General features: G+C 66.9%; 20 protein-coding genes and 1 tRNA gene. 4 read left to right on the forward strand and 17 right to left on the reverse strand.

The features are described from left to right. Window positions 1-139: 139 nt before the first annotated feature. The 4 genes from AC1AXT_RS04425 to AC1AXT_RS04440 form a co-directional block, all read right to left on the reverse strand. The gene (locus AC1AXT_RS04425; RefSeq protein ID WP_476541802.1) at window positions 140-1,012 is read right to left on the reverse strand and encodes an ABC transporter permease; all 873 of its coding nucleotides are present in this window, start codon (window positions 1,010-1,012) and stop codon (window positions 140-142) included. A 223-nt stretch (window positions 1,013-1,235) separates the two neighbouring features. Beyond that, window positions 1,236-2,024, reverse strand: coding sequence for an ATP-binding cassette domain-containing protein (locus AC1AXT_RS04430; RefSeq protein WP_476541801.1), 789 nt, complete (start codon window positions 2,022-2,024; stop codon window positions 1,236-1,238). 34 nt (window positions 2,025-2,058) lie between these two features. Beyond that, the gene (locus AC1AXT_RS04435; RefSeq protein WP_476541799.1) at window positions 2,059-2,589 is read right to left on the reverse strand and encodes a hypothetical protein; all 531 of its coding nucleotides are present in this window, start codon (window positions 2,587-2,589) and stop codon (window positions 2,059-2,061) included. A 55-nt stretch (window positions 2,590-2,644) separates the two neighbouring features. Beyond that, window positions 2,645-4,720 carry a PspC domain-containing protein gene (locus tag AC1AXT_RS04440; protein WP_476541798.1) on the reverse strand — a complete coding sequence of 692 codons (2,076 nt, stop codon included), beginning with the start codon at window positions 4,718-4,720 and terminating at the stop codon, window positions 2,645-2,647. Window positions 4,721-5,010: 290 nt separating this feature from the next. Between AC1AXT_RS04440 and AC1AXT_RS04445 the strand changes: the two genes are divergently transcribed. Beyond that, on the forward strand, window positions 5,011-6,597 hold the full coding sequence (locus AC1AXT_RS04445) for an ATP-binding protein (RefSeq protein WP_476541797.1): 1,587 nt from the start codon (window positions 5,011-5,013) through the stop codon (window positions 6,595-6,597). A 255-nt stretch (window positions 6,598-6,852) separates the two neighbouring features. Here AC1AXT_RS04445 and AC1AXT_RS04450 read toward each other — a convergent pair whose 3' ends face one another. Then, complete coding sequence (locus AC1AXT_RS04450) at window positions 6,853-7,539, reverse strand: LuxR C-terminal-related transcriptional regulator (protein WP_476541795.1); 687 nt, start codon at window positions 7,537-7,539, stop codon at window positions 6,853-6,855. A gap of 343 nt (window positions 7,540-7,882) precedes the next feature. Here AC1AXT_RS04450 and AC1AXT_RS04455 point away from each other — a divergent pair, with 343 nt between their 5' ends. From AC1AXT_RS04455 to AC1AXT_RS04465, 3 genes are all read left to right on the forward strand, one after another. Beyond that, window positions 7,883-10,087, forward strand: a complete 2,205-nt coding sequence (locus tag AC1AXT_RS04455; RefSeq protein ID WP_476541850.1) for a DUF4037 domain-containing protein — start codon at window positions 7,883-7,885, stop codon at window positions 10,085-10,087. Between the two features lie 14 nt (window positions 10,088-10,101). Continuing rightward, window positions 10,102-10,716: a DUF4125 family protein gene (locus AC1AXT_RS04460; protein WP_476541793.1), complete on the forward strand. Its 615-nt coding sequence runs from the start codon at window positions 10,102-10,104 to the stop codon at window positions 10,714-10,716. 226 nt (window positions 10,717-10,942) lie between these two features. Next, the gene (locus tag AC1AXT_RS04465) at window positions 10,943-12,607 is read left to right on the forward strand and encodes an alpha/beta hydrolase family protein (protein ID WP_476541791.1); all 1,665 of its coding nucleotides are present in this window, start codon (window positions 10,943-10,945) and stop codon (window positions 12,605-12,607) included. On the opposite strand, the gene AC1AXT_RS04470 is transcribed toward AC1AXT_RS04465, so the two are convergent. The 12 genes from AC1AXT_RS04470 to AC1AXT_RS04525 form a co-directional block, all read right to left on the reverse strand. Continuing rightward, entirely contained in the window at window positions 12,604-13,347 is a 744-nt protein-coding gene (locus AC1AXT_RS04470) for a GntR family transcriptional regulator (protein WP_476541790.1), read from the reverse strand. The two genes, AC1AXT_RS04465 and AC1AXT_RS04470, sit on opposite strands and share 4 nt — an antisense overlap. A gap of 1 nt (window position 13,348) precedes the next feature. Next, the gene (locus tag AC1AXT_RS04475) at window positions 13,349-14,824 is read right to left on the reverse strand and encodes an aspartate aminotransferase family protein (RefSeq protein ID WP_476541788.1); all 1,476 of its coding nucleotides are present in this window, start codon (window positions 14,822-14,824) and stop codon (window positions 13,349-13,351) included. A 262-nt stretch (window positions 14,825-15,086) separates the two neighbouring features. Further along, the gene (locus AC1AXT_RS04480; protein ID WP_476541786.1) at window positions 15,087-16,523 is read right to left on the reverse strand and encodes a metallophosphoesterase family protein; all 1,437 of its coding nucleotides are present in this window, start codon (window positions 16,521-16,523) and stop codon (window positions 15,087-15,089) included. A gap of 168 nt (window positions 16,524-16,691) precedes the next feature. Continuing rightward, window positions 16,692-17,810 (reverse strand): ABC transporter ATP-binding protein, encoded by a 1,119-nt coding sequence (locus tag AC1AXT_RS04485; protein WP_476541784.1) that lies wholly within the window; start codon window positions 17,808-17,810, stop codon window positions 16,692-16,694. A 132-nt stretch (window positions 17,811-17,942) separates the two neighbouring features. After that, window positions 17,943-18,908, reverse strand: coding sequence for an ABC transporter permease (locus tag AC1AXT_RS04490; protein WP_476541782.1), 966 nt, complete (start codon window positions 18,906-18,908; stop codon window positions 17,943-17,945). Beyond that, the gene (locus tag AC1AXT_RS04495; RefSeq protein ID WP_476541781.1) at window positions 18,896-19,039 is read right to left on the reverse strand and encodes a hypothetical protein; all 144 of its coding nucleotides are present in this window, start codon (window positions 19,037-19,039) and stop codon (window positions 18,896-18,898) included. Before AC1AXT_RS04495 ends, AC1AXT_RS04490 begins: the two co-directional genes overlap by 13 nt. Before the next feature lie 15 nt (window positions 19,040-19,054). Next, window positions 19,055-19,732 carry an ABC transporter permease gene (locus AC1AXT_RS04500; protein WP_476541779.1) on the reverse strand — a complete coding sequence of 226 codons (678 nt, stop codon included), beginning with the start codon at window positions 19,730-19,732 and terminating at the stop codon, window positions 19,055-19,057. Beyond that, window positions 19,729-20,796 carry an ABC transporter substrate-binding protein gene (locus AC1AXT_RS04505; protein WP_476541777.1) on the reverse strand — a complete coding sequence of 356 codons (1,068 nt, stop codon included), beginning with the start codon at window positions 20,794-20,796 and terminating at the stop codon, window positions 19,729-19,731. The genes AC1AXT_RS04500 and AC1AXT_RS04505 overlap by 4 nt, the downstream gene beginning before the upstream one ends. A 656-nt stretch (window positions 20,797-21,452) precedes the next feature. Further along, entirely contained in the window at window positions 21,453-22,973 is a 1,521-nt protein-coding gene (locus AC1AXT_RS04510) for an amino acid permease (RefSeq protein WP_476541776.1), read from the reverse strand. Between the two features lie 179 nt (window positions 22,974-23,152). After that, window positions 23,153-24,268, reverse strand: coding sequence for a phosphotransferase enzyme family protein (locus AC1AXT_RS04515; RefSeq protein ID WP_476541775.1), 1,116 nt, complete (start codon window positions 24,266-24,268; stop codon window positions 23,153-23,155). Between the two features lie 145 nt (window positions 24,269-24,413). After that, window positions 24,414-25,379 (reverse strand): hypothetical protein, encoded by a 966-nt coding sequence (locus AC1AXT_RS04520; RefSeq protein WP_476541773.1) that lies wholly within the window; start codon window positions 25,377-25,379, stop codon window positions 24,414-24,416. A gap of 82 nt (window positions 25,380-25,461) precedes the next feature. Continuing rightward, window positions 25,462-25,546 (reverse strand) — tRNA-Ser (locus AC1AXT_RS04525). Window positions 25,547-26,187 lie beyond the last annotated feature (641 nt).

The following is a 26,187-nucleotide window of genomic DNA, read 5'->3' on the forward strand; positions in this document are numbered from 1 at the left end:
GCGTTGACGGTTCTGGTTATAGCGCGTTGCAATGCCGCTTGTTCGCGGCGCGGGCGGTTTTTTAACGACGTCCCCGCCGCTTTTTCCACGGCTTCCGTTTCCTTTCCCGAGATTCTTTCCCGGCTTCTTTTCTCTGGCTTTAGCGGGTGGAAGCGCTTTTCGATTTGCCGCTCGCTTCCTTGGCGGCGCGGCGGCCGACGAGGATGTCGCGCAGCTTGTGTTCGGGAGCCGGCGGCGGCACGAAGTAGCGGTCGAACGACACGAAGCAGCGCTTGTAGACGAGCGCGACGATGATCGAGTCGGCCAGCAGCGTCAGCGCGCCGATCGCGGCGAGCATGACGAACTGGTATTTCGCCGCGTCGATCGGGCTCTTGCCGGCGATGACCTGGCCGGACATCATGCCCGGAATCGTCACGATGCCGCTGGAGGCGAGCATGGCGATCGACGGCAGCAGGCCCATCTTGATCGACGAGACCATCGACGGGCGCGCCGCCTCCCACTTGGTCGCCCCGAGCGCGAGCAGCGTCTGCACTTCGCCGGAACGCGAGCGCATCGAGTCGAAGAAGCGGGTCAGCGCCAGCGAAATCGCCGATACGGTGTTGCCCAGCAGCATGCCGGTGATCGGGATGACCAGCTGCGCCGCGTACCACGGGTGCGGCCGCACGATTGCCTCGGCGACGATCGAGAGCATCAGCAGCATCGTGACGACGAGCGCGAGCAGCACGGTGCCGGTCAGCCCTTTCGGGATGTTCGAGGCGCGCGACATCGTGATCTGCGCGGCGGCGAGCGTCATCAGGCAGATCAGCCCGACGACGAGCCAGCCGTTGTTGGCGCGGATGACGTAGGCGAGCACGTAGCCCATGACGAGCAGCTGGATGAGCGAGCGCGCCGTCGACCAGAGCAGGCCCTTGGCGACGCCCATCTTCATCGCCACCGAAATGCCGGCCGCGATGCACACCATGAGGATGGCGACGAGCATCCCCCATATGTCAATCGAAAAATAACTGTCCATAACCCCTCTTCCTGCAATATGGACGTCCCTGCTGTGTGTCCTCTTCGGTTCCGGTTCCTCCGCCAGCGGCGTGTCGAGGAACCGGAACCACAACCAATCCGAAAACCTGAACCCGGTTCCTCCGCCAGCGGCGTGTCGAGGAACCGGAACCACAACCAATCCGAAAACCTGAACCCGGTTCCTCCGCCAGCGGCGTGTCGAGGAACCGGAACCACCATAGTGGTCAGCTCGTCGGAGCGGCGTCGCCATACGCGGCGGCTGCGGCGTGGCCGGCTTCCTGCTGGGTTTCCAGGTGGCCGTCGAGCAGGATCATCGTGCGCGCGGCGCGGTGGTCGGTGGCGCGGTGCCGCACGCGCACGATCGCCATGCCGTTCGCGGCCGCCTGCGTGAGGATTTCCCCGACCTTGTCGGCATTGGCGGCGTCGAGCCCCGCGTCGACTTCGTCGGCGAGCATGACGTCGGGCTTGGTCAGCAGCGTCCGCGCGAGCGAAACGCGCGCCGCCTGGCCGCCCGACAGGTCCGCCGGGTTGCGCGCCAGGTCGATGTCGGCACAGCCCACCGAGTCGAGGAATTCGCGGATCCTGTCGTCGGGCAGCAGTTCGCGGGCGCTTTCGCCGGTCTCGCGCATGCGCACCTTCAGCGTGAACGGCAGCCGGATGGCGTCGGCGACCGTCTCCCCGATCAGCGTCGCCGCCTGCGGCAGGTACGATACGTGCACGCGCCATTGCTGCGGCGTGAACTGCGACGAATCCTTGCCGCGCAAGAGGAACGTGCCGTCGGTGTTGACGTCGAGCCGCGCGAACGCCTTGAGCAGCGTCGACTTGCCGGCGCCGCTCGCGCCGGTCAGGTCGACGATCTGCCCGGCGTCGATATGGAACGACAGGTCGGAGAAAATCGTCGTCGTGCCGCCTCCCGGCGCCGGGACGGCGGCGTTGACGCCGCGCGCTTCGAACAGATGCGGCGAAGCGGCCGGGGATTGCCCGGCCGCTTCCTTCAATCTGGGTTCATCCATGCCTCCACTGTAACGCAACGCACGGCGGAATGCGTCAATTGCCTCGTGGTTTCTCGGAGCGCGACGAAACTCCCTTCGCCACCGCCCAGATGACGGCGATTGCGATCAGCAGCACGCCCAGTCCGCCGACGAACACGGCGAACAGGTCGTTCGGATCGACCCAGCTGAACAGGTCCTGCGGAAGGAAGATGCCCAGCAGCAGCGCGACGACGCCGACGACGAGCGCGAGCGCGCCGAAGACGATCGTTCCAGCGGCGGGACCAGCCGGCTGCGCGACGCCGGCGTCCGGACGCGGCGTTGCGGGCGCGGCGGCCGCCGGAGCTGCCGACGTCGCCTTGGTTTCGGGAATCGCCTTGGTCGCGGCGAGCGTTTCCGCTGCGTCCGGCCCGGCGTCGGCCGCTACCGGCGACGCAGGTACGTCAGCCGGCTCCATCCGCACAGTCTGCGCAACGCTCTCTTGCTCCGCAGTCTCGGCATCGCTGGCCGGAAACTCCACGCTGGCAATCTCAATGGTCTCCTCCTCCGCTTTGGACAGCGGTTCCGTATTCTCGTTGCGTTCGTTCATCGTTGCTCCTTTATATATCCAAGATTCTTCTGCCGGTTGCGTTCCGCCGGACGGTTCAGTCGACGAGCATGATCGAGTCGAGCTTCTTCCAGTCCTTCGTCGACGGCGCTTCCGAGGCGTACTGCACGTCGACGCTGCCCGAAACGAGCCCCTCGACCTCGATGGTCAGTTCCGGCGTCTTCGGCGCCTTCTTGTCGTCGACGGCGCACGGCCAGTACTTGCCGTTCTTGATCAGATTCTGCTGGCGGGCGGTAGCGAAGTCCTTGTCGACGACCGTCTCGCCGTCCGGAGTCGTGTAGATTCCCGAGCAATCGGTCGAAATGGTCTCGATGCTGGACCGGCGGTCGGTGACGCCGAAGTGGAACGAGGAGCCATCATCGTTGGATGCGTGGCCGAGGTAGAACTCAATTTCGCCGTCATAGCCGACAATGACGTTACGGTCGCCAATCGAGCCGATTGGCATCGCTGTACCGTTGGCGGCGTCATACTCCATGCCATCCGCGGACGAGACGCCGGTGATGCTGAACGAGCAGCCGTCGGGGATCGTGACGCTCAGCTGTGCGTTGACGACGCTCGCCTTGATCGTGCCCGTCGGGCAGTTCGACGTGGCGGTCGTGCCGTCGTTGAGCGTGATATCATGCTCGCCGGCAAGCTGCTTGCCGGTCAGGTCGAGGTTGAGCTGGGCGTCGTCGTAGTTGCTTCCGGCGACGGCGATGCCGCTGGCCATCTCCTTGAGCTGGTAGGCGTTGGGCGTGACGGTCGTCGGCGTGCCGACGTAGACGCTTTCGAAGTTCTCGCCGGCCACGATCGTCCTGTCGTAGAACGTCGAGTAGACGCAGAACAGCGCGACGATGGAGCAGGTCAGCAGCATGGCGATCCAGGTGATCGGGATCAGGCCGCCCGAGCGCCGGCCGCGGCAGCCGAGCACGATGATCAGCGCGCCGATGGCGATGCAGGCGATGCCGCAGGCGACCAGGACGTCGCCCAGCCAGCTTTTGAGCGTGTAGTCGGTGCCGATCAGCGTCGTCGTGATGGCGGCGCCGATCAGCAGCGCGCCGAGCACGGTGAGCACGATGAACGGGCCGGCCGGCTTGCGGCGGGGCGTGTAGGCGCGCTCGGCCTGGGCGGCTGGGGCGGCTGCCGGCTGGCCCTGCGGGTAGGCAGGCTGCTGGTAAGGCTGGTACTGGTACGGCTGGGAAGCAGGGTTCTGCGGGACACCCGAAGTCTGGTAGTACGGGACGCTGGACGCCGGCTGCGCGTAGGGGTTGCGCGGGGCGTTCGGCTGGCTGGCGGCTCCCGGCTGGGCTGCGCCGGAACCCTGCTGGGCAGTGGCGGAACGGTGCGGCTGCTGGGCGCCGGCTGGGCGGGACGGCTGGGGCTGCGCGCCCGGAGTGCCCGGCTGCGGCTGGGGGCCGTATGCCTGCTGCGCGTAGGGACCCGGCTGGTAGGCGCCCTGCGGACGCGGGGCTCCCGGCTGGGCCTGACCTGGCTGGACTGGCTGCTGGAATGAGGCGATGGCGCGGCGTACGCCGTGCTCGATCAGCAGGTAGAGCAGGAACGCGGCCAGCACCAGCGACGTGACGTTGACGCCGAGCGGGCTCCAGTTCCACCAGCCGACGCCGCCGGTCAGGATGGCGACGAGCGCGCACAGGATGACGCCAAGCATCCCCCAGTCCCAATGGCCGTGCACCATGTCCTCGGCGAGGATCTCGCCGGTCGCTTCGTCGGGAAGCAGCAGCCAGCCGAGGGCGTAGAAGTAGGCGCCGAAGCCGAAGAACAGCGTGGCGACGATCATCAGCACGCGTACCAGCGTGACGCTCCAGCCGAGCTGGCGCGCCACGGCGCCGCATACGCCGGCGATCCACCGGTCGTTGGGGCGCACGATGCGGCTGGAACGGATCCAGCCGAAGAACTTGTCGGACGCGCTCGGCCGCGACGCTGCGGCGGGAGCGGGGCCTTGAGGCGCGCCTTGGGCCGGTCCGTGCGAAGAAGATCCCTGCTGGGCTCCTCCTTGCTGGGCGGACTGACCGGTGTACCCCGTGTACGGCGACGATGCAGCCTGCGGGGCGGACTGCTGGGCGCCCTGCTGACCCGGCTGCGGGGCCTGCGGTGTTTCATTGAAGTTGCTCATGGTTCCATTTGACCATTCCTGAACGCTCGAGGGGGTCGGGGAACACCCTGATTCGCCCCCTGATTAGCGGCCGGGAACCCCTACCTCTCAGGGCGCTGGACCCTTACGAACGCTCGGCTTCACATGGACTGCAGATCCCCCCCGGTCCCCCAGAGTCCCCTGCCTCCACTCTTCTGGGGCTGCCGGGCTTGACGCAATGGTTAGCGCAGCTCCTAACGTTCCGTTACCGCAACCCTGAATCTGGTTGGTCAGGGTGGTTTCTTGAGGATGGGTTTGCCACAATGGAATCTATGAGCGTTCCCCAGAACCAACCCTCCGGTTACCCAGGTCCCCGGCCGGCGATGCCGTACGGCGCGCAGCCGGCGCAATCTGGCATGTCGGCGCCGACGCAACCCGGCATGCAGCCGACGATGCAGTATGGCGGCCAGCCCACGGGCAGCCAGCCGATGGGTTCCGCGCCAGCCGCTCCGGGGGGAGCCGCCGCAACGCCGGAACGGCTGCCGCTGATGCGGCCGAAGAAGGGGCGGATGCTTGCGGGCGTGTGCAAGGGCGTGAGCCTGCATATCGGCGTCGGGGTCGGCTGGATCCGGCTGATCACCATCCTGTCATGCATCTGCTACGGCGCCGGAGCCATCGCGTACATCCTGCTGTGGATCGTCGTGCCGGCCGGCGACCCGTATGAAGAGGCCGCGCGGCAGCAGGCGATGCGCCATGTCGGCAACGCGCCGCTGGCCGCTCCCCTCGCCTCCCCCGTCCCCTCGCCGTTCGCTGCGGGGACCCAACGAACGCAAGGGGCACCGAAATCTCCCTCCTCTCCGTCGCCCTATGCCGCGACGCAGGCAGCGTCGGCACCCCCGAAACCGTTCACGGCGAACGGGGCGCGCGAGGCGGCGCCGGCACAGGGCGATGCAGAAGAACAATCGGCGCCCGCACAGGCGCTGGCGGCGCTGAAGAACGCGCCGAAGCCGGCGCTGTTCGCGCTGGCGGGGGCGCTGCTGCTGGGCGCCGCGTTCCTCGCGGCGTATTCGGGAGTGGATTTCTGGCTGTGGGCGCCGCTGGCGATTGCAATCGTTGGCATCGGCGTGGCGTGGCTGCCCTACCATGACGAGCGCGGCCATGCGCGGGCGATGGTCGCCGGCATGGCGCTGATCTTCGGCGCCTACTCGCTGCTGATGGCGCAGGCCGCGATCAGCGACGGCATGGTGCCGCTGGGACGAAGCGTCGCCGCGGGCCTGGGACTGCTCGTATGCGTCGGGTTCGCGCTGGTGCCGTGGATTACCGCGCTGGTACGGCGCATCGGCACCGAGCGCGCATCGAAGGAGCGCGAGGAGGAGCGCGCCGACATGGCTGCGCACCTGCACGACGGCGTGCTGCAAACGCTGGCATTGATCCAGCTCAACGCAGCCGACCCGCAGCAGGTGTTCACGCTGGCGCGGTCGCAGGAACGCGAGCTGCGCGGCTGGCTCTACCAGGAGCGCACCACGTCGGACCGGTCGGTGGCGGCCGGCATCGAGGAAGTGGCGGCGCAGACCGAGCAGACGTTCGGCGTGCCAATCGACGTCGTCACCGTCGGCGACGCCGAGCCGAGCGCGCAGACCGACGCGCTGCTCGGCGCCGCCCAGCAGGCGCTCGTGAACGCGGCGACGCATGGGGCCGAGCCGATTTCGGTGTATTGCGAAGCCGGCGACGGCGTCGTCGAGGTGTTCGTACGCGACCACGGCCCCGGATTCGATATCCATGCGATTCCCGAGGGTCGCCTGGGCATCCGCGAATCGATCATCGGCCGCATGGAGCGCCGCGGCGGCACCACCGTCATCACCAGCCGCCCGAACTGGGGCACCGAAGTCCACCTCACCATGCCCGTCGCCTCTTTATAGTTTTCTCTCTACGTTCCAGTCGCTGACAACCCGCAGGCGACTGGTTTATAGCGGTCTTTCTACGTTCCAGTCGCTGACGGTCCCTCAGCGACTGGAACGTGACAATCTCACTACATTCCAGTCGGTGATGGCGCCTTAGCGACTGGAACGTAGATCCGGAAATACGTTTCAGTCGGTGACGGCGGCCTAGCGACTGGAACGTAGGAATCTTGCGATATTCCAGCGGAACGGGACTAGATTCCAGCGGGAACGGTTTTAGACGATGCGGCGGTCGGCGGCCCAGCGCGTGAGTTCGGTGCGGTTCGATAGCTGGAGCTTGCGCAGCACGGCGGAAACGTGCGTTTCGACGGTCTTGACCGAAATGAACAGTTCGCCGGCCACTTCGCGGTAGGTGTAGCCGCGGGCGATCAGGCGCATGACTTCCTGTTCGCGGTTCGAGAGCCGGTCGAGTTCGTCGTCGTGCACTTCGCCGCCGGAAGCGTCCGGTTCGGCGGCGCCGGGCTGCCCCATGCCACGGAACGCCGACAGCACGAAACCGGCGAGCTTCGGGGAGAACACGGCGTAGCCGTCGGCGACCTGCTCGATCGAAGAGGCAAGGTCGTGGCCGCTGATCGTTTTCGTGACGTAGCCGAGCGCGCCGGCGCGGATGACGGAGCCGACGTCGGCGGCCGAATCCGACACCGACACGGCGAGGAAGCGGGTCGCCGGCGAATACTGCAGCGAGCGCGTCAGGATTTCGCCGCCACCGCCGCCCGCGCCGCCGGGAACGTGCACGTCGAGAAGCACGACGTCCGGCTTGGTCTGCGCGATCATCGCGACCGCGGACTCGACGTCGCCGGCCTGCCCGACGATGTCGAACGAAGGCTGCAGGGTGGCGATGACGCCGGCGCGGAACATTTCATGGTCGTCGACGACCGCAACGCGAATCTGGCTCTCACTCATGCCTCCACCCTACCCGATTGAGCCCCTCCCCCGCTCGCCGCGCCGACTGTTTCGTTCCGTTTTCCCTACGTTCCAGTCGCTGGGGCGCCGTCACCGACTGGAACGTAGAGGGGAGCCTATTTTCCAGTCGCCTGTACGTCGCCAGCGACTGGAACGTATTTTCCCAATCTACTTTCCAGTCGCTCAGGCGCCGTCAGCGACTGGAAAGTAGAAGGCGGGATATGTTTCGGACGGCGAACATGGGCGTTCGGAACCGGCGGCGGGAGCAGGGCGGCGGTAGAGTGTTGGCATGGATGGTTCGCAGGATGATCTGATGGCGGCGCTCGCTGCGCATAACGACCCGATGGCACTGTATGGGGACGCTCCGGATTCGCAGGACAACGGCAACAACTGCAACAGCAATGGCAGCGGCGAAGGTGACAACGGCGCAGGCAATGGCCAAGGCAGCAACAGCAAAGGCAACGTCGGAACCAGTAACAGCAACGCCAATGCGGGCGCCAGACAATCTGCCGGCGCGCATACAACCGCTTCGTTTGATGCGGAGGGGTTCCTGCGGGGGCTGGACGACATCTTCGCGCGGCATGCGGGGCCGGCGGAGGCGTCGGACTATCTCGAGGAGGCGATGGCGGACGCCGAGAACGCCGGCGACGACGCCGGGCTGCTCACCGTGCTCAACGAAACGATGGGCTATTACCGTTCGCAAGGTCGCCACGAAGAGAACGCGTGGATCGTCCAGCGCGCGCTGGAGCTGGCGATGCGCATGGGGCTGCCGGTTTCCGGCGGCGAGGCGTGGGCGACGACGCTGATCAACGCGGCGACGGCGATGCGCGCGGCCGGCCGGTTCGACCAGTCTGCGGACCTGTACCGCCAGGCGCTGGCCGCCGCGAAGGACGCGTTCGGCCCGGCGGACCGTCGCGTTGCGGCGCTGCACAACAACCTCTCGATGCTCTACAGCGACACCGGCGACTTCGCGGCCGCGCACAGCGAGCTGCTCGCCGCGCTCGCGATCTTGAAGCAGACGACGAAGGACGCCGGCAGGGACCAGGAGATTGCGTCGACCTATACGAACCTCGCGCTCGTGCTGCTTGGCGAAGCGAACGAGATTGACGAAGCCGCCGAAAACGAGGCGAAGGCCACCGAACGGCGCGAGAAGACGCAGCAGGCGGTGCAGTTCGCCAACGAATCTGTGGCAATCTACCACCGCGGACATTTCGAACGCAGCGCGCACTACGCGTCGGCGCTGGCCGGGGCGGCGCAGGCCGCGTTCGCTACCGAAGCGTACGCCGAGGCGGCGCGGCTGTATGAAGAAGCGCTGAGCGTCATCGCAGAATGCTATGGCACCGACACCGACTACTACCGCATCACCGCGGCGAATCTCGAACAGGCACGCGAGCGCGCCGCCCGGGAAACCCCGCAGCAATCCGCGGAAAAAGCCACCCCAAACCCGCCGCAGGAAAAAGCCGAACGGACCGCCGAAAAGTCAGCCTTCGAACCGGCAAAATCCAGCGAAAAGCCAGCGGAATCCGCGGGCGCAACCGCGCAAAAACCGGCGCCGCGCGTAATCTCGTCCGGGCTTGAACTCTCGCGCGCGTACTGGGAGGAGGTCGTGCGGCCGATGGTGCGCGCCGAGTTCCCGGCGTACGAAAGCCGCATCGCCGCGGGGCTCGTCGGCCACGGCTCGGAATGCTACGGGTTCGACGACGCGATCTCGCGCGACCATGATTTCGGCCCCGGCGTGTGCCTGTGGCTGACCGCCAACGACTACGCCGCGATCGGCCCCGCGCTGCAGGACGCCTACGAACGGCTGCCGCGCGAGTTCGCCGGCTTCGCGCCGCGCCGCGAAACGGCGCGCGCAAGCGGCGAAGGACGCCGCACCGGAGTCTTCGCCATTCCGGATTTCTTTGAAAACCTCACCGGCTACGCGCAGGCGCCGGCCGCCACGAGCCCGCACGAATGGCTGCTGCTGCCGGAGGCGACGCTCGCTGCGGCGACGAACGGCCGCGTCTTCGCCGACCCGCTCGGCGAGTTCTCGAAAACGCGCCGCGGCTTCGCGCTGATGCCCGACGACGTGCGCGTCGCGCTGATCTCGCGCCGGCTGGGCATGATGGGCCAGGCCGGCCAGGCGAACCTTCCGCGCAGCTTCGCGCGGCACGACGGCGCGGCCGCGTGGGCGTGCATTGCCGAGTTCGTCGACGCCACGGCGTCGCTGGTGTTCCTGCTCAACAACCCGGCGTCGGTCGGCTACCTGCCGTACTACAAGTGGCGGTTCGCGGCGCTGCGGCGCCTGGCGCGCCGCATGGGCACGACGCTGCCGCAGGTGCCGGCGCAGCTGGAAACGCTGCTGGAAATCTCGTCCGCCGCCTGCTTCGGCGGCGACGAAACGGCGCAGCGCAACGCCAGCGCGACCATCGAGGACATCGCCGTCGAAACGGTCGCCGCGCTGAAGGCAGCCGGGCTGACCGGCAGCGGCGAAACGTTCCTCGAATGGCAGCGCCCGTACGTCGAAGAGCGGATCGAAAGCGAGGAACCGTGCCTGCACAGCCTGTGAAGGAGCCGAACGAAGTGAACGAAACGCAACAGCTGATCGACGCGATCATCGCCGCCGAATGGAGCCAGTTCCAGCGCACGACGAACGAAGGCGGCCGCGCCTCCTGCCAGGGCAACTGGCCGATGTTCCGCGAAATGCGGCTGAGCCAGTTCCTCACGTGGCCGGAACCCCTGCTGCGCAGCTACCTGCGCGACCTCGAAACGGCGGACAGGGCCGGCCGCAATCTCGTCACCGAAAAATACGGCCGCATGATGGAGTCGACGGCGCCGGACGAGTTCCGCCGCAATATCGCCCCGTTCATCCCCGCGCTCGACGCCGGCAGAATCTGCCACCAGGAAGCGGTCATCGCGACGCAGGTTTCCTGGGCGCAAGATTTCCGGCGCCGCTTTCCGCGCCTCGGCGCCGGGATGCGCGTGCTGACGACGGCCGAGGACACCGCCGAGGCGACGTCGTTCGAAACGTACCTGCGCGGCGAGCTGGGCACCTATTCCGACGCGACGTTCACGCTGTACGAAACGCTCGTGGCGAATCTTGAGGAGCGCGGCGAGAACCTGACCGAGATTACCGTCGCCAACACCGTCCGCCTCGCCGGCTTCGCCTCGCTGGAGGAAGCGGAAGCGGCGCAGTAGCGCTGCCGACCGCCTGCCCACCCGCCGCGGCCGCCCAGCCGTCCCTGGTCCCAGCGGGCCCCGCCGGCCCAGGCTTCCCGCGCACCCCCGTGCGTACCGGATGGCCCGCCAACAACACTCGCGCCGGAGCCGACGACTACCGGTATTCCTAGACTTGGCTTGAATATCTTGAATATCGTGAATACGCCCCGCGGGGCGACGGCTTTCCTTGAGGATTGGGTTTGAAATGATGTCGGTGCAATCGCACAACGTATGGAAACGGATCGAGCTTACCCTCTTCATCGCGCTGATCCTGCTGGGAACGACGGCGATCCTCGCGACGGCGATGTCGCCGGACTGGAAGGTGCAGACGTACGGCGAGCACCTGCGCGTGTCGTCGCCGGATACCGCCATCGCCGCCAACGGCATCGAAACAGCCGCGGAAGGCACCTACAAAGTCAAGACGACGAACATCACGATGACCGTTTCCGGCGGCAAGAAGGTCAACGCCATCGTGCGCGAGCCGGTCGGGGCTCCGTCGGGGCGCCCGGCGTGCGTGTTCATCCACGGCGCGGGCACCGGCAAGGCGAGCGAAGTGTACGAGGACCTCGCCAGCGCGATGGCGAGCGCCGGCATCACGACGCTCGTGCAGGACAAGCGGCTCGACAACTACACCTGGCTGAGCCGCGACTACCTGTCCAGCGCCGTCGACTACGAAACCGGCCTCGACACGCTGCGGCACTGGGACGGCGTCGACGCTTCGAAGGCGGGCCTGTACGCCGAATCGGAGGGCACGTGGATCGCCACCGTCGTCGCCCGGCAGGACAAGGACGTCGCGTTCGCGGTGCTGACGTCGCCGCCGGTCGTCGGCGCGCGCTCGCAGATGGCGATGGCCGCCACCGCCTACCTGAACATCATCGGCGCGCCGGAAGGCGTCGAGTCGATCGTGCCGAAGGTCATCAGCATGGACTTCGGCTGGGTGGGGCTGAACTACGCCGACTTCGACGCCTCGAAGTACTTAAGTTCGCTGACGATGCCGCTGCTGGTCAACTACGGCACGCTCGACCCGGCGATGCCGGTGGAGCAGGGCGCGAAGATGCTCATCGAGGACGCTGCGGCCGTCGGCAACGACAACGTCACCGTCCGCTACTACCCCACCAACCACCAGATGCGCACCGGCTCGGCGCTTTCGCTGCCCGGGCTCCCGCTCGAGGAGCACTATACGGTGAATCTGGAGGATTGGGTCAACGCCGTCGCCGCCGGCGCGGACGCCGACGACTGGTCGACGCCGATGATCGCCGGCGAGCAGCCGTTCCAGGAGTACGCGGCGCCCACCGACATCACGCCGGGGCTCGTGACGAACCTCAACGTCATCATCGTCGTCGCGGTGCTGGCCGTGCTCTTCTGGCTGATCGCCGCCGTCGGTTCGGTCGCGCTCGTCGCCGTGAACTTCACGCGCTCCCGCCGCATCCGCCGCGCCCAGCGCGAGGCCGCCGCGGGCCGCTGGGACGCTGCGCGCGGCCCGATCAGCCGGCTGCCGAAGCCGCGCCGCTTTACCGGCGGCACGGGAGCGCTGATCGCGGTGAATCTGCTGGTGTCGCTCGCGTTGACGGCGGCGAGCGTCGGCTACGTCGCGGTGACGGCGAGTTCGGCGATGGCGCTCAAGGACAGCGGCACGTTCCTGCACGCCGGCTGGCTGCTGCTGCAGATCGGGCTGATCATCGGCATCGTGCTGTTTGCGTGGATGTGGACGCGCATTCTGGTCAACAAAACGCGCTTCCGGTTCCGCGACGAACCGGAACACGAGCCGATGCGCATGCTGCCGGGCCACTGGGTCGTCATCGTCGCCACGACGCTGAGCATCCTGTGCCTGCTGTTCCTCGCCGCCTGGCTGGGGCTTGCGTCCTACTAACGCCGCGTGGCGGAAAGCCGCACGTAGCCGGAGTGGTGCATCGTGAAGCGGATCCGGTCGGCGATGTAGACGTCGGTGGCGCGTTCACACGGCACGCCGTCTTCCCCGTACGCCACGCGGTGCAGCCGCAGCAGCGCCGTGCCGGGCGCGACCGACAGCATCGCCGCTTCCCGCTCGCCGGCGGTAATCGACTCCACCGTCTCGTCGACGGCCTTGGGGCGCACGTTGTAGTCGCGGTCGAACGTTTCGTAGAACGAGCGCGTCAGGTCGCGCGTGAGGAACCCGGGAAACAGCGCGCCGGGAAGGCTCGTCGTTTCCAGCGACAGCGGCTGGCCGCCCAGCGACCGCAGCCGCGTGATGCCGATGACCATCGGCGCCTCCCCTTCCAGCCGCAGCAGGCGCACGTCCGCAGGAGAGGCGGGCGCTATCGCCGCCGAAACGACGCGCGATTCGAGCGTCCATCCTTGCCGCCGCGCAATCTCGGGCAGCGATTCGAGCGTATTGAGATTGCGCTCCAGCTTGCCGTCGGCGACGACGATGCCGCCGGCGCGGCCGATCTTGCGGATGATTTCGTGGCTCGACTCGAGTTCGGCGAGCGCGATGCGCAGTTCGGAGCGGCTGATGCCCAGCTCGGCGGCAAGGCCGCGCTCGCTGCCCAGCTTCTCGCCGGGCATCATTTCGCGGCTGCGGATCATCGCCCGCAGCCGGTAGACCACTTCGCTGACCGGAAGACGGAGCATGTCAGCACCCGAGTTCGGCGAGCGTCGCCTCGAACCCGTCGATGAAGAACGCGACGTCGTCTTCGGTGAAGACCAGCGGCGGACGCAGCTTCAGAATGTTGCCGAAACGGCCGCACACCGACGTGAGGATGTTGTGCGCGCGCAGCGTTTCGAGGATGTCGAGCGCGGTGGCCTGGTCCGGTTCCTTCGTGCCGGGCCTGACGATTTCGCAGCCGATGTACAGGCCCGCGCCGCGCACGTCGCCGATGGCCGGGTGCGCCGGCTGCATCGCCTCGAGCGCCGCCTTGAACGCGGCGCCGACGCGCTTCGCGTTGCCCATCGTGTCGTCGTCGCGCATGACGTCGAGCGTGGCCTGCGCCGCCGCCATGCACACCGGGTTGCCGCCGAACGTGTTGAAGTACGGAATGGAGCCGGCGAACGGCTCAAGCACTTCGTGGCGCGCCGCCATCAGGCTCGTCGGCAGCCCGTTGGCCATCGGCTTGCCGGACGTGACGAGGTCCGGCACGATGCCCTGGCGTTCGAAGCCCCAGAACGCGTCGCCGGTGCGCGTGAAGCCGGGCTGTACTTCGTCGGCGATCCACACGCCGCCGAGCTCGTGCACGGTGTCGATGACGGGCTTGAGGAACCCGCGCGGGTCCGGGTAGACGCCGTCCGAGGAGAAGATCGAGTCGGCAAGCAGCGCGGCGAACTTCGTGCCGTGGCGCTCCATGTCGGCGACGGCGGCGCGCACTTCGCCGGCCATCCAGTTGCCGAACTGCTCGGCGGTGGCGTCGCCGGCGCGCATCATCGTGCCGTTCGCGAGCCCCGCTTCGATGGCGGCGAGCGACGCCGGGTCCTTGTCGATGCCTTCGGAATACCAGCGGCCGGCGTTCGGCCCGGGCGTGGCGGTGTCGGCGACCGGCAGCACGAGGCGGTAGGTGTCGGGCGTGGGGATCATGCGCATCGCCTGGCCCACCGGCTGCGCCGTGCCGAGCGCCGGGGAGAGGCCGGATGTCAGGTCGGTGTTGCCGTGGTAGGCTTCCGCGGTGACGATGACGCCGGTGCCGCCGGTGTACGCCTGCGCGACGCGCACGGCCAGGTCGTTGGCTTCCGAACCGGTGCACTGGAACATGATCCGGTCGAGTTCCTCCGGCATCGTCGACAGGATGTCCTCCGCGTAGTGGAGCACGTTTTCGTGCAGGTAGCGCGTGTGCGTGTTCAGCGCCGCCGCCTGCGCGCTCAGCGCCTCGACGACGCGCGGATTGGCGTGGCCGACGGAGGCGACGTTGTTGTAGACGTCGAGGTATTCGGTGCCCTGCGCGTCCCACAGCCGCGCCCCGCGTCCCTTGACCAGGTGCACCGGATTGCGGTAGAACAGCCGGTACGCCGGCCCCAGCACCTCGCGCTCCTCGGCCAGCGCCCGCGTTTCGGGGTCCAGGCCGTCCGCCATTTCCGGCCGGAAGCTGTTGGTATCCATAATCGTCGATCGGGTAGCCATCGCGGCCCCCTCCTTCCTCTCTCCAGGCTGTTGCATTCAACCAGATTCTGCACCCGGTTCCGTTCCAGCCATCGCTCAGGTTCGATACCGGCGAGCCTACCCCGCCGATGTTATGGAGATTCCGTTCGCCAGTAATCCCCCAGAAACGAACCTTTTCGCGCCGAACGGCGTTAATTGGTCGCGCTCGCCCCCGAACAAGGCCGCAAACGCTTTCGCGTTTGCGTATTTCAGCGGCAGGCGCCAGCGGGAGTGGCGTGCATGTCTATCTGGCGCTGGTTGCCATTCTGGCAACCGCGGTGGCGGCCGCCGCAATCCCGGCCAGCGCTACACCGACCGCAACGCGGCGCACCACTCCCGGGCGCCGCAGCTGGTTGCCCAGGTTCGCGACGCTGGAGAGCATCGTCTCGCCGACGGCAAGGCGCGCGGGCTTGGTGACCGGCATCGCCATCAGGCGCGGAAAATCGCCGTAGCGGATCAATCTCGTGTCGTAGGAAGCCGGGTCGGACTCGCGGAACACGAGCAGCCGCAGCGCCCGGTCCGCTTTCTTCGGCCCGTAGGACGCGAAGCCGCACGTCGGCGCGTAGCCGAGGTCGAGGCCGCCGACGTGCCCGATCAGCGTGTTCGTATGGTCGTGGCCGGAGAACAGCGCGAAGTAGCCCGGCGAGCGGCGCAGCGCGTCGACTTCGCCAACGTTGCGTTCCGAACAGCACGGCGATTCGTTGAGTTCGGAACCGGGCCGGCACACGAGCCGGTTGACGACGAAGCAGCGGTCGGAGAACGCACGGTAGCCGCGGATCGCGTACGGCGTGAAGCGCGACGCGACGCTCAGGCAATCGTAGATTTCCTGCGGCGGGATGTGCTGGAACGCAATCGTCGGCAGCGGCGCGCCGGCCGCCGTCATGCCGCGCTTGGCGCGGTGCAGCCAGTCGACGGCGCGGGCGCTGGGCGCGCCGTAGCCGCCGGCCGGGTCGAAATCGCCGGAATTGACGAGCGCGATGCCCATCGCGTTGCCGTCGCCGTCGCTGGCGGCGACCGGCAGGAAGAACGTGCCGGCTTCGCACGCCAGCGCGCCGGTTTCCGGCTGCGCGGCGGCGTATCGTTCGCCGCTCGCCGGCGCGTCCGGGTCGTAGGGCCGCGGCGCCGAGGGGTTCAGGCAGCCGGGGAACGAGCGGTACAGCTCGTCCTGTTCGTCGACGTCGACGCCGCACTGGAAATCGTGGTTCCCGTAGGTGACGGCGAACGGGATCCCGCGCCGCACGATCGGCTCGAGGAACCCGGCGAACGACTGCCGCAGCTTGGCGCGCGTCGCCTCGAGCGCGTCGCCATTCCTTATATATTGCGCGGATTCCAGGCAAGATTCACCGGCCCCCGCTGCGCCCGCTTCCCCGCTTCCGCCGCTGTGTGAAGCCGCGCCGGAAATCTTCTCCTTCAGCGACTGGACGCGTTCCAGCAGGCGTTCGGCCTTCGCGCCGAGCCCCGCGTCGGCGCCGGGTTCCGCCCCGCGGCGCGCGACGAACGTGTCGAGATAGGCCGGGTCGTAGCCGCGCACCTGGTCGCCGGTCAGCACGACGAGATCGGGGTCGGCGGCCTCGATGGCCGCGTCGATCAGCGCGATGGCGTTCGGGCTGACGTCCGGTCCGTCCTGGACGTCGGCGAGCTGCAGCACGCGGAACGTGCCGTCTTTGCGGAAGCGAAGCATCGCGTCCCCTTTCGTTGTTCTTGTTCGGTTCCGTTCGCAGGTTTTCCACAAGATTTTTCCCCGAATTTCCCGCGTACGTTGCCGGCTCCCCGCCCGCTTGCATACGGACGGGCTGCGTTCCATCGTAGCGTTTCCAACGCTGCGTTCGCGGCGCGAATCTTGGTTCCCCTAATCCTGTGCCGGTTCGGCCATGACCGGCACCGGCGCGATCCGGACGTCGACCCGTTCGCCGTCGCCGTAGCTTTCCGACGCCGGATGCTGGCTGACGAGCTGCGCCGGCGCCGCCGCTCCCCCACCGTCGCCCGAACCGGAACCGACGCCGGAACCGTCGCCGGCGATCGTGACGCCGGTGCGGCCGAACGACCCCAGGAAGCTGGTGTGGCGCACGGTGCCGCGGCCGCGTTCGGAACGCTCGAGCCGGACGTGTTCGGGGCGCACGTAGACCTGCACCCGCGAGCCGGCGGCGTACGGACGCATGAGCGGCAGCCGGCTCCCGCACACCTCGACGCAGCCGTCGTCGCCGACGGTCGCGCCGACGCGGTTCGACTGGCCGATGAATCCGGCGACGAACGGCGTGGCCGGCCGGCCGTACAGCTCGCCGGGCGTGCCGATCTGCTCGATGGCGCCGTCGTGCATGACGGCGATGCGGTCGGCGACGGCGAGCGCCTCCTCCTGGTCGTGCGTGACGAACAGCGCCGTCACGCCCAGCCGCCGCTGGATTGCGCGGATCTCGTCGCGCAGCTGCACGCGAATCTTCGCGTCCAAGGCGGAAAGCGGTTCGTCGAGCAGCAGCACGTTCGGTTCCATCACGAGCGCGCGGGCGAGCGCGACGCGCTGCTGCTGGCCGCCGGAAAGCTCCGCCGGATAGCGCTCGCCGAACCCTTCGAGACCGACCGTTTCAAGCATCGCGCAGCTGGCGGCGCGGCGCAGGCCCTTCGGCATGCGGCGGATCTTGAGGCCGAACGCGACGTTGTCGAGCACCGTCATGTTCGGGAACAGCGAGTAATGCTGGAACACCATGCCCATGCCGCGCAGCCGCGGCGGCACGCCGGCGACCGACTCGCCGCCGACGAGGATGTCGCCGCCGCCGATCGTCTCGAAGCCGGCGAGGCAACGTAGGATCGTCGACTTGCCGCAGCCGGACGGCCCCAGCAGGCACACCATTTCGCCCGGTTCGATTTCCAGATTGCAGCCGTGCAGCACTTCCTTGCCGCCGTACGACTTGACGACGTCGCGGAACGCCACCGCGTTGCCGCGTGAAGCGGCGCCTTCATTGAGATTGTTCACGGTTCCCTTTCCTTCCGCTTTCTTGCTTTCTTTTCGCTTTCTTGCTTTCTTTTCGCTGGTTTTGCGTTCTTCTTTGCGTGCTTCTTTGCGTTCTTTCCGCGGCGCCGGAACGTTTCCGCCCCGCACGCGCCCCTACCGCGCGCGGCGGTCGCGGCGCCCGCGACGGCCCGCGCCGGCCATCGCGAACAGCGCGGCGAACGTCAGCGCGAGGACGATCAGCGTGATGATGACCGCGCCGTAGACGTTGCTTTTCGAAATGCTGATGAGCGCGGTCTGCAGCGTCGTGCGGTTGAGCAGCGACGCGATCGTGAACTCGCCGAGCGCGATTGCGGCCGTCACCAGCGTGCACGACACGATGCCGCGCTTGAGATTCGGCAGCAGCACCAGCCGCAGCGTCTGCAGCCAGCCGGCGCCGAGCGATTCCGCCGCCTGCGCCAGCGTCGACCCGTCGAGTCCGGCGAGGTCGGCGCTCAGCGTCGTGTAGACGAACGGCAGCGCGAGCACGCCGTAGGCCAGCGCGAGCGTCCAGGCGCCGGAGCCGGCGAACGAGGCGATCCACGAGAACACCGGCGCCAGGCCGACGACGAGGATGATGGCGGGGATGGCGATCGGCAGCAGCATGAACACGCCCATCGCCTGCCTGAGCCGCGGCAGTTTCACGTGGATCAGCACGACCGCGGGAATGACGATAGCGAACTCGATGCCGATCGTGATGGCGGTAATCGCCAGCGAGCTGGTCAGGCCCGGCTCCAGCGCGCCGACGAGCGTCGAGGCGCCGGTGAACAGCTCCTTCCAGTGGCCGAGCGTGAAGCCGCCGGTCACCGAACGGAACGTGAAGTACAGCATGCCGGCGATCGGCAGCGCGAAGCAGATGCCGAACAGCGCGAGCACGGCGCGGCGCAACCCCGCGGCCGGCTGGTCGTAGCGGCGCCAGCCGGCCGCGCCGCGGACCGGAATCTGGGTTCCCAGCGCCGAGCCGACGCTTACTTTCGTATGGTTGCCGCTTCCGGCGGCTCCGGCACCCACTCCGGCGGCCGCGCCGGTTCCGGCGGCAGGCGACGCAATCGACGCAACGGTACACGGTTTTACTTCAGCCATGACTGGGCCTTTCTTTCGACGATGCCGTAGAGCGTGACGATGGCGGCCATGATCGCCAGCATCGCGACGGCGAGCGCGGCGGCCGCGCCGTCCGAGCCGAGGCCGGTTTCGCCGATCAGCGCGCCGCGCACCTGCAGCGGCGCCAGCTAGGAGCCTTGCGAAATCAGCGCCGCGGCGGTGGCGTAGGCCGAGAACGCGTTGGCGAACAGCAGCAGGAAGCCGCTGCAGAAGCTGGAGGCGAGCATTGGCAGGCCGACGCCGAGCCAGTAGTGGCGCGCCGAGCCGCCAAGCATCGCCACCGCTTCGGCCAGGTGGCCCGGCAGGCGGGCGATGGCCGGCTCGAACGCGATGACCATGAGCGGAATCTGGAAGAACAGGTAGGGCAGGATGAGCCCGGCCGGCGTGTACAGCCACATGCCGTTCGCGTAGATGTCGACGCCGACGACGTCGCGCAGCAGCAGCGTGACCATGCCCTGGTTGCCGAGCGTGGCGACGAACGCGAAGGCGAGCATCACGCCGCCGAACTGGGAGAACGCGCTCGAGGCGGCGTCGACGAGGCGGCGCACCGGGCCGCCCGGCCGGCAGCCTTGCAGCGCGTAGCATACGAGCGCGCCGAAGACTGCGCCGAGCGCGGCCGTCGCCGCGGACAGCCACAGCGAGTTGGCGAACGCGGCGCCGACGCCGGGCCGGGAGAAGACGGCGAAGTTCGCCAGGCTCCAGCCGCCGTCGGCGCGGAACGCCGAAACGACGACGATGGCTGCGGGAAGGAAGAAGAACGCGGCGACGTAGGCTCCGAACGGCGCCAGCCGCAGGGTATCTTTCATGACGCGGCCACCGCGTTCCAGCGTTCGGCGAGCAGCTCGTTGGCGCCGTCGACCTGCGTGCCGCTCGCCATCGCGATGCCGTCGGGCAGGCCGCCGGCTTCCTTGAGCGCGGCCTGGTCGACGGTGCCGCTGTCGGACATGTCGGCGGCGAGCACGGGCAGCGCGCCGGACTTGAGGAACAGGTTCTGCACTTCGTCGGTGTAGAGGAACTCCTGCCACAGGCGCGCGGCCGCGGGGTGCGGCGCGTCCTTGTTGATCGCCTGGCTGTAGTAGGAGCCGTACGCGTTGTCGGGAAGCACGACCGTCTTGAAGTTCGCGTTCTGCTGCGCGGCCGCGACGTTGTTGTAGTTCCACGCGACGACGACGGGCGTCTCGCCGGACGCGATCGTCGACGGCGACGCGTCGATGGACAGGAAGTTGCCAGCCGCCTTGAGTTCGGAGAAGAAGTCGATGCCGTCGGAGAAGTCGTCGAGCGTACCGCCGCGCTGCAGCGTCGCCCAGGCGACCGCCGCGAACGCCTCGCCGGCCTGCGTCGGGTCGCCGGAAATGGCGACCTTTCCCTTATATTCGTCCTTCAGCAGGTCGTCGAGCGTTTCCGGCTCGCTCACCTTCGAGGCGTCGTAGCCGATCGAGACGACGCCGGTGTAGTCGTTGACCCACAGGCCGCTCGCCTCCTTGTTGCCGTCGGGGATGCGGTCCCAGCTGGCGACCTTGTACGGCGCGTAGTATTCGGTGTTGCCCAGGGCCACGTTCGAACTCAGGTCGAAGACGTCCGGTGCGTTCGACTGACCCTTGAGGTCCTTCGCCGCCTTGATTTCCTCGGCGCTCGAGCCTTCGGGATTCGCGGAGTTCACCTTCAGGCCGTAGCGGTCCTTGAACAGCTGGATGATCTCGCCCCAGTTCGCCCAGTCTTCCGGCAGCGCGATGACGTTGAGCTCGCCTTCCTTCTGCGCGGCTTCCACGAGACCGTCCATGCCGCCGAAGTCGGCAAGCGACGTCGCCGTCTTCGAGTTTTCGTCGACCTGCGCAGCGTTCGAACCGCACCCCGCCGTCCCGAACGCCACCGCGGCAACCGCGCTCGCAGCCGCGACTATTTTCCCAAGATTCTTCCCGAGTTTCTTTCCACGGTTTTTTACAATATTATTCTCAAGATTACCCTTAAGATTCTTCATAAGATTTTCTTCTCTGCTTTCGTTTTTTCTTCTTCAGGCACGCTCCGCCATTGCTACGGCAGAGCGCGGAAATCATTGCTATCACAAGATTTTTCTTGCGTCTCCGCGGGCTTTTCAACCCGACAATCTCAATCCTAACGACACAAACCCAAGAAAAAACCAAAAACAGCCACTCTTAAATAACCCTTAATCTCCCGTTCACTTTCGCTGGAACATATCCTAGATTCTACGTTCCAGTCGCTCACGCCCCCTCACCGACTGAAACGTAGACAAAAAGATACGTTCCAGTCACTGAAGACGCCCTACCGACTGAAACGTAGCCTCCAACCTACATTCCAGTCGCGCACGCCCCCTCACCGACTGAAACGTAGACGGCCCAATACTTTCCAGTCGCTCACAACCCGTCACCGACTGAAAAGTAGACAAAAAGATACGTTCCAGTCGCCTAGGAGCGCTCAGCGACTGGAACGTATCGGGTGGGCTATGAAACAGCGGGAACGTTACGGAACGTTACGGAACGTTACCGGACGTTACGCGCCGTCCGGACGCTACTCGTGCGTCTTGTATTCGGCGGTGCCGCCGGACGCGGCGAACTCCTCTTCCGGGGACAGGACGAGGTGCTTGCGTCCGTAGAGCGCGAAGAACGCCGTCGCCAGGAGGTAGATTGCCACCATTGCGTAGACGGCGAGCCGGTAGTCCGGGTTCAGCAGCACGGCCACGAAGATCGCGAGCGCCAGCAGCCCGGCGATGACGGCGCCCGGAACCCCGAAGCGCGACTTGAACGGCCGCTTGATGTTCGGCATCTTGCGCCGCAGGATGACGTACGACACCATCTGCAGGATGTAGGCGAGCACCGCGCCCCACACGGCGATGTTGAGCACCACCGAGCCGGCGCCGGAACCGCCGTACGCGATGATGAACAGCGCGGCGAACCCGATGACGGCGCCGACGACCAGGCCCCAGTACGGCGTCTTCTTCTTGCCGGTCAGCGACAGGAAGGCCGGGTAGTAGCCGGCGCGCGAAAGCGAGTACAGGTTGCGTCCGTACGCGAACATGATTCCCTGGATCGAGGCGAGCAGCCCGACGAGCGCGAACGCGGAGAGCACGGCCGCCATGTTGCCCGGCAGGATGGCGCGGAAGCCGTCCAGCAGCGGCTCGTCGGAGCCGGCGAGCGCTTCGGAACCGGTGACGGCCGGGTTGAGGAACACGATGACCAGCGCCGACAGTCCCAGCGTGAAGATGCACAGGCGCGAGGCCTTCGGGATGTTCTTTTCCGGCTCGCGCACCTCTTCGGCGGCCAGCGGCAGCTGCTCGATGCCCAGGAACAGCCACATCGCGAACGGCATCGCGAAGAAGATCGCGCCCCAGCCGAACGGAAGGAAGCTCGAGTTGCCGGCGGTCGCCTTGATGTCGAACAGCGACGAGAAGTCGACGGAGCCGGACGCCACCGCCCAGATGCCGAAGAACGCGACGATGGCGAGCGCGGCGACCGACACCACTTCAGCGAAGCGGAACGAGCTTTCAGCGCCGGCCCAGTTCACGGCGACGAAGATCGCGTACAGCCCCAGCCACCATACCCACTGGTAGCCGGCGTCGTTGAGCGAGAACCCGGTCAGGTCCATCAGGATCGAATCCGCGTACGCCGAAGAGAAGTAGACGATCGTCGCCGCGGTCATGATGTATTCGACCGTTTCGGCCAGGCCGGTGAAGAAGCCGCCCCACGGGCCCATCGCGGCGCGGGCGAACGAGTATGCGCCGCCGGTATGCGGCATCGCCGACGCCATTTCCGAAATGGAGTTGAGCATCAGCACGTACATCGTATACACCACGGCCGCCGCGATGAGCATGCCGCCCCAACCAGCCTGCGCGATGCCGCCGTTCCAGCCGGAGAAGTCGCCGGAAACGACCGCCGAAACGCCGATCGCCCACAGGCCGAACGCGCCGGCCGTGCGCTTGAGCTGGCGCTTCTTGAAATAGTCCTTGTCGGTTTCCCTATACGTTACGGCGCCGATGCCGGTGCCCGTCGTGACGCCGCCGGAAACGGCGCCGTCGGAAATTGCCGTTGTCATGATTGGTTCCTCCCTGGTTTTTCGTTTCAGTAAACTCTCGTTGGTCACACGATTGCAGAATCTTGGATCATCAGCCCCGCGCAACGGTTCCGCTTTGCGCAACGTTTGCATTCCGCACAACGTTTGCAGTCCACAAAACGTTTGCAATCAGCGCGCGGACCATACCGGCCGTCAGCGCCCTATCGCAGCAGCCACTGCGAGTCCGCAAGGTAGCGTTCGGCGACCTCGACGGTGCCGGGCGCCTGCGCGGCGGCGAGCCCGTCGGGAAGCGCGTCCTCGCGGTGGTTCGTCGTCCAGCCGAGCATCTGCAGCCGCCGGATCATCGACAGCGCGCCCATGATCTCGAGTTCCGCATCGCTGAACGCGCCGGCGATCTCCGTGTAGCCGGCGACCCACGCCTCCGCGAGGTCCGGCGCGTACGGTTCGTGCTCGATGAAGCTCAGCGACGACGCGTAGTCGTAGAGATACCAGCTGTAGCCGGCGTCGTCGAAATCGATGACGGTGAGCGACCCGTCGGGACCGGCGATGACGTTGCTCGGCCGCAGGTCGGCGTGGATGAGCCCCCAGCTCCAGTCGTCGCGTGGCGCTTCCATCATCACCGACAGCGCGCGGCCGAGCGCCTCTTCGCAGATCATGCGGTCGAGCCGGCTCAGCGGCGCCGTCTCCCAGCGCCCCCAGCGCGGCGCCGGCCCGACCATGTCGGAAATGTCCCAGTTGAACCGCTTGAACCCGTACGGCTTCTTCCAGCGGCGCGACTGTTCATGGAACTTCGCCGCCCACTTGCCGATCGTGCGGTAGTACGGCGCCGGGTTCTCGAGGTCCTCGAGCACCGTCCCTTCGACGAATTTGGTGGAGATGACCATCCAGCCGACGCCGTTCGCGTCGCGGATCTTCGTGACGAACGTGCCGCGGACGGTGGGCACGGGGTCGATGAGATTCACCCCGTCGCATTCGTGCAGCGCGTTCAGCCAGCTGATTTCGGAGGCGACGGCGTCCGGACCGCCGACGTAGCCGGGCTGCGAGACGCGCACGACGCCTTCCGGCTTGCCGTCGAGCAGCAACAGGAACGTGGCGTTTTCCGAAACGGTGATGAGATTGAGTTCTGCGTGCTCCGGCTGGATGCCCCACGCGCCGCACACGCCCTGGAACAGCCAGAACGGCGCCGGCGAGCCTTTCGTCAGATTGGAGAAGGCGCACAGCGAGACGGCGTCGACCGGATCGAGCGGGCTGTCGAGCAGGCTGACGATCGAGTGCGGCGCGGAAGCCAGCGTGGGGGCGAGGGTCGGTTCGGGCATGGAAACCTTCTTTCGTTCGGCCCGCTGCCAGCGCTGCCGGCGCCGCGGGCGGCTATTTGGTTTGCATGCTTACGATTCTGCCCGCAACGCCGCTTCCACTCGCCCCCGCGCCGTTACGGCTCGGTAAAGAAAGGGGCGCGGGCGATTAACGGTTGGTAACGAATGTTTCCGGCACGTTGAGCCGGTGCACGTACGCAGCCAACGCGTCGAGCTGCGCGCCGTCGATCGCCTTCAGCTCTCCGCCGAACCGGGCGCGCGCCGCGTCGTCTTCGAACGCCAGCTGCGCCATCGGCACGATAAGGAGGCAGCCGGTGCCGCCGGGAAGGTCCAGCGGAATGGCGTGGACGTCCAGCTTCGCATCGGCGCGCAGCCTCCCGTTCCAGTACGGTTCCAGCCAGTTGTATATAAGATTGAGTTCGTCGTCGCCGGGAACGGCATCCAGCACGAACGCCACCGGCATCGGCCATTCCTCCAGGTACCAGCGCAGATTGCCGTGGGGCGCGGCGCCGTTCCACGGCACCGAACAGGTGAGATTGATACGGGCCGCGCCGCGCGGGTCCTTCACGAACAGCCGCGTTACGTGCACTTCGCGCGCCTTGATGGCCACGAGAGGCACGGCGAACATCAGCAGCAGGAACGCCAGACCCAGCGCCAGGCTGTCGAGGCCCTGGACGCACCAGCAGCTGATGACGGCGCACGCAAGCACGGATGCGACGAGCCCGAAGGCGAACGCCGCCGTCGACCCGCGCCGGCAGCGCTCGGCCATCAGCGCCGAGAACCGCGCGGCGCGCTTGCGGGCCGGCGAGCCGGCCGTCGCCGCCGCGGCGCCGGGCGTGTGCTGGGTCTGCGGCAGCGACTGCGAACGGCACGCCCACACGACCAGCGGCGAAATGGCGATGCATACCAGCGAACAGATGAACAGGATTCCGACGAGCCCGACCTGCCATTCGTCGCCGCTGCCCAGCAACGCGAAGGCGACCAGCAGCACCGCGTCGAGCCCCAGCATTCCCCAGCCGATGATCTGCCCCGTTGCGTACGGGTGACGTTGCCAGAACGGGCGTCCGTCGCGCCCTCGCCCCTGGCCGGCGCCGTCGCCGCCGTTTCGCCCCATCGTCCAATCCTCGCTCTCGCACCGCTCAAAGTAAAAGTAAAGAAAGGAGAAGGGTCCCGGCATATCGCCGGAACCCTGGTTGCGGAGAGAGCGAGATTCGAACTCGCGGATGGTTGCCCATCAACGGTTTTCAAGACCGTCTCTTTCGACCGCTCAGACATCTCTCCAAGCCATCCGGAAGCCACTCGGCCACCGCACGCCCACCCAGTATACACGCCCAACCCCCTCCACCCCTCCCCGCGTGCCGACGCCCCCCCCCGACTGGAAAATAGCCTCAAATCTACATTCCAGTCGCTCACGCCCCGTCACCGACCGAAAAATAGCAAAAAGCCTACGTTTCAGTCGCTCACGCCCCGTCACCGACCGAAAAATAGCCAAACCAATACGTTCCAGTCGCCTACGCCCCGTCAGCGACTGAAATGTGGGAGATTTTCCACGCCTCAGTCACCTGCGCTCCCACCGACTGGAAAATAGCAAGAAGCCTACATTCCAGTCACTTACACGCCCTCAGCAACTGAAGCGTGGAAGATTTTCTGCACTTCAGTCGCCTACGCCGTCACCGACTGAAAAGTAGCAAAAAGCCTACGTTCCAGTCGCTCAGGGCGCCTCAGTGACTGGAATGTGCCGATTGGCCTACATTTCAGTCGCTGGCGACGCGTGAGCGACTGGAACGTAGGCAATTCGATATATTCCAGCGGCCAGCGCCCGATACGACAAGAGCCTGATACGACAGAGGGGCCCCGCGCCTAGCGGGACCCCTCTTACGAAACAGGAGCGCTCACCCGAGAAACCCGAGAAACCCGAGAAA

The organism is Bifidobacterium sp. LH_450, from assembly GCF_056356715.1.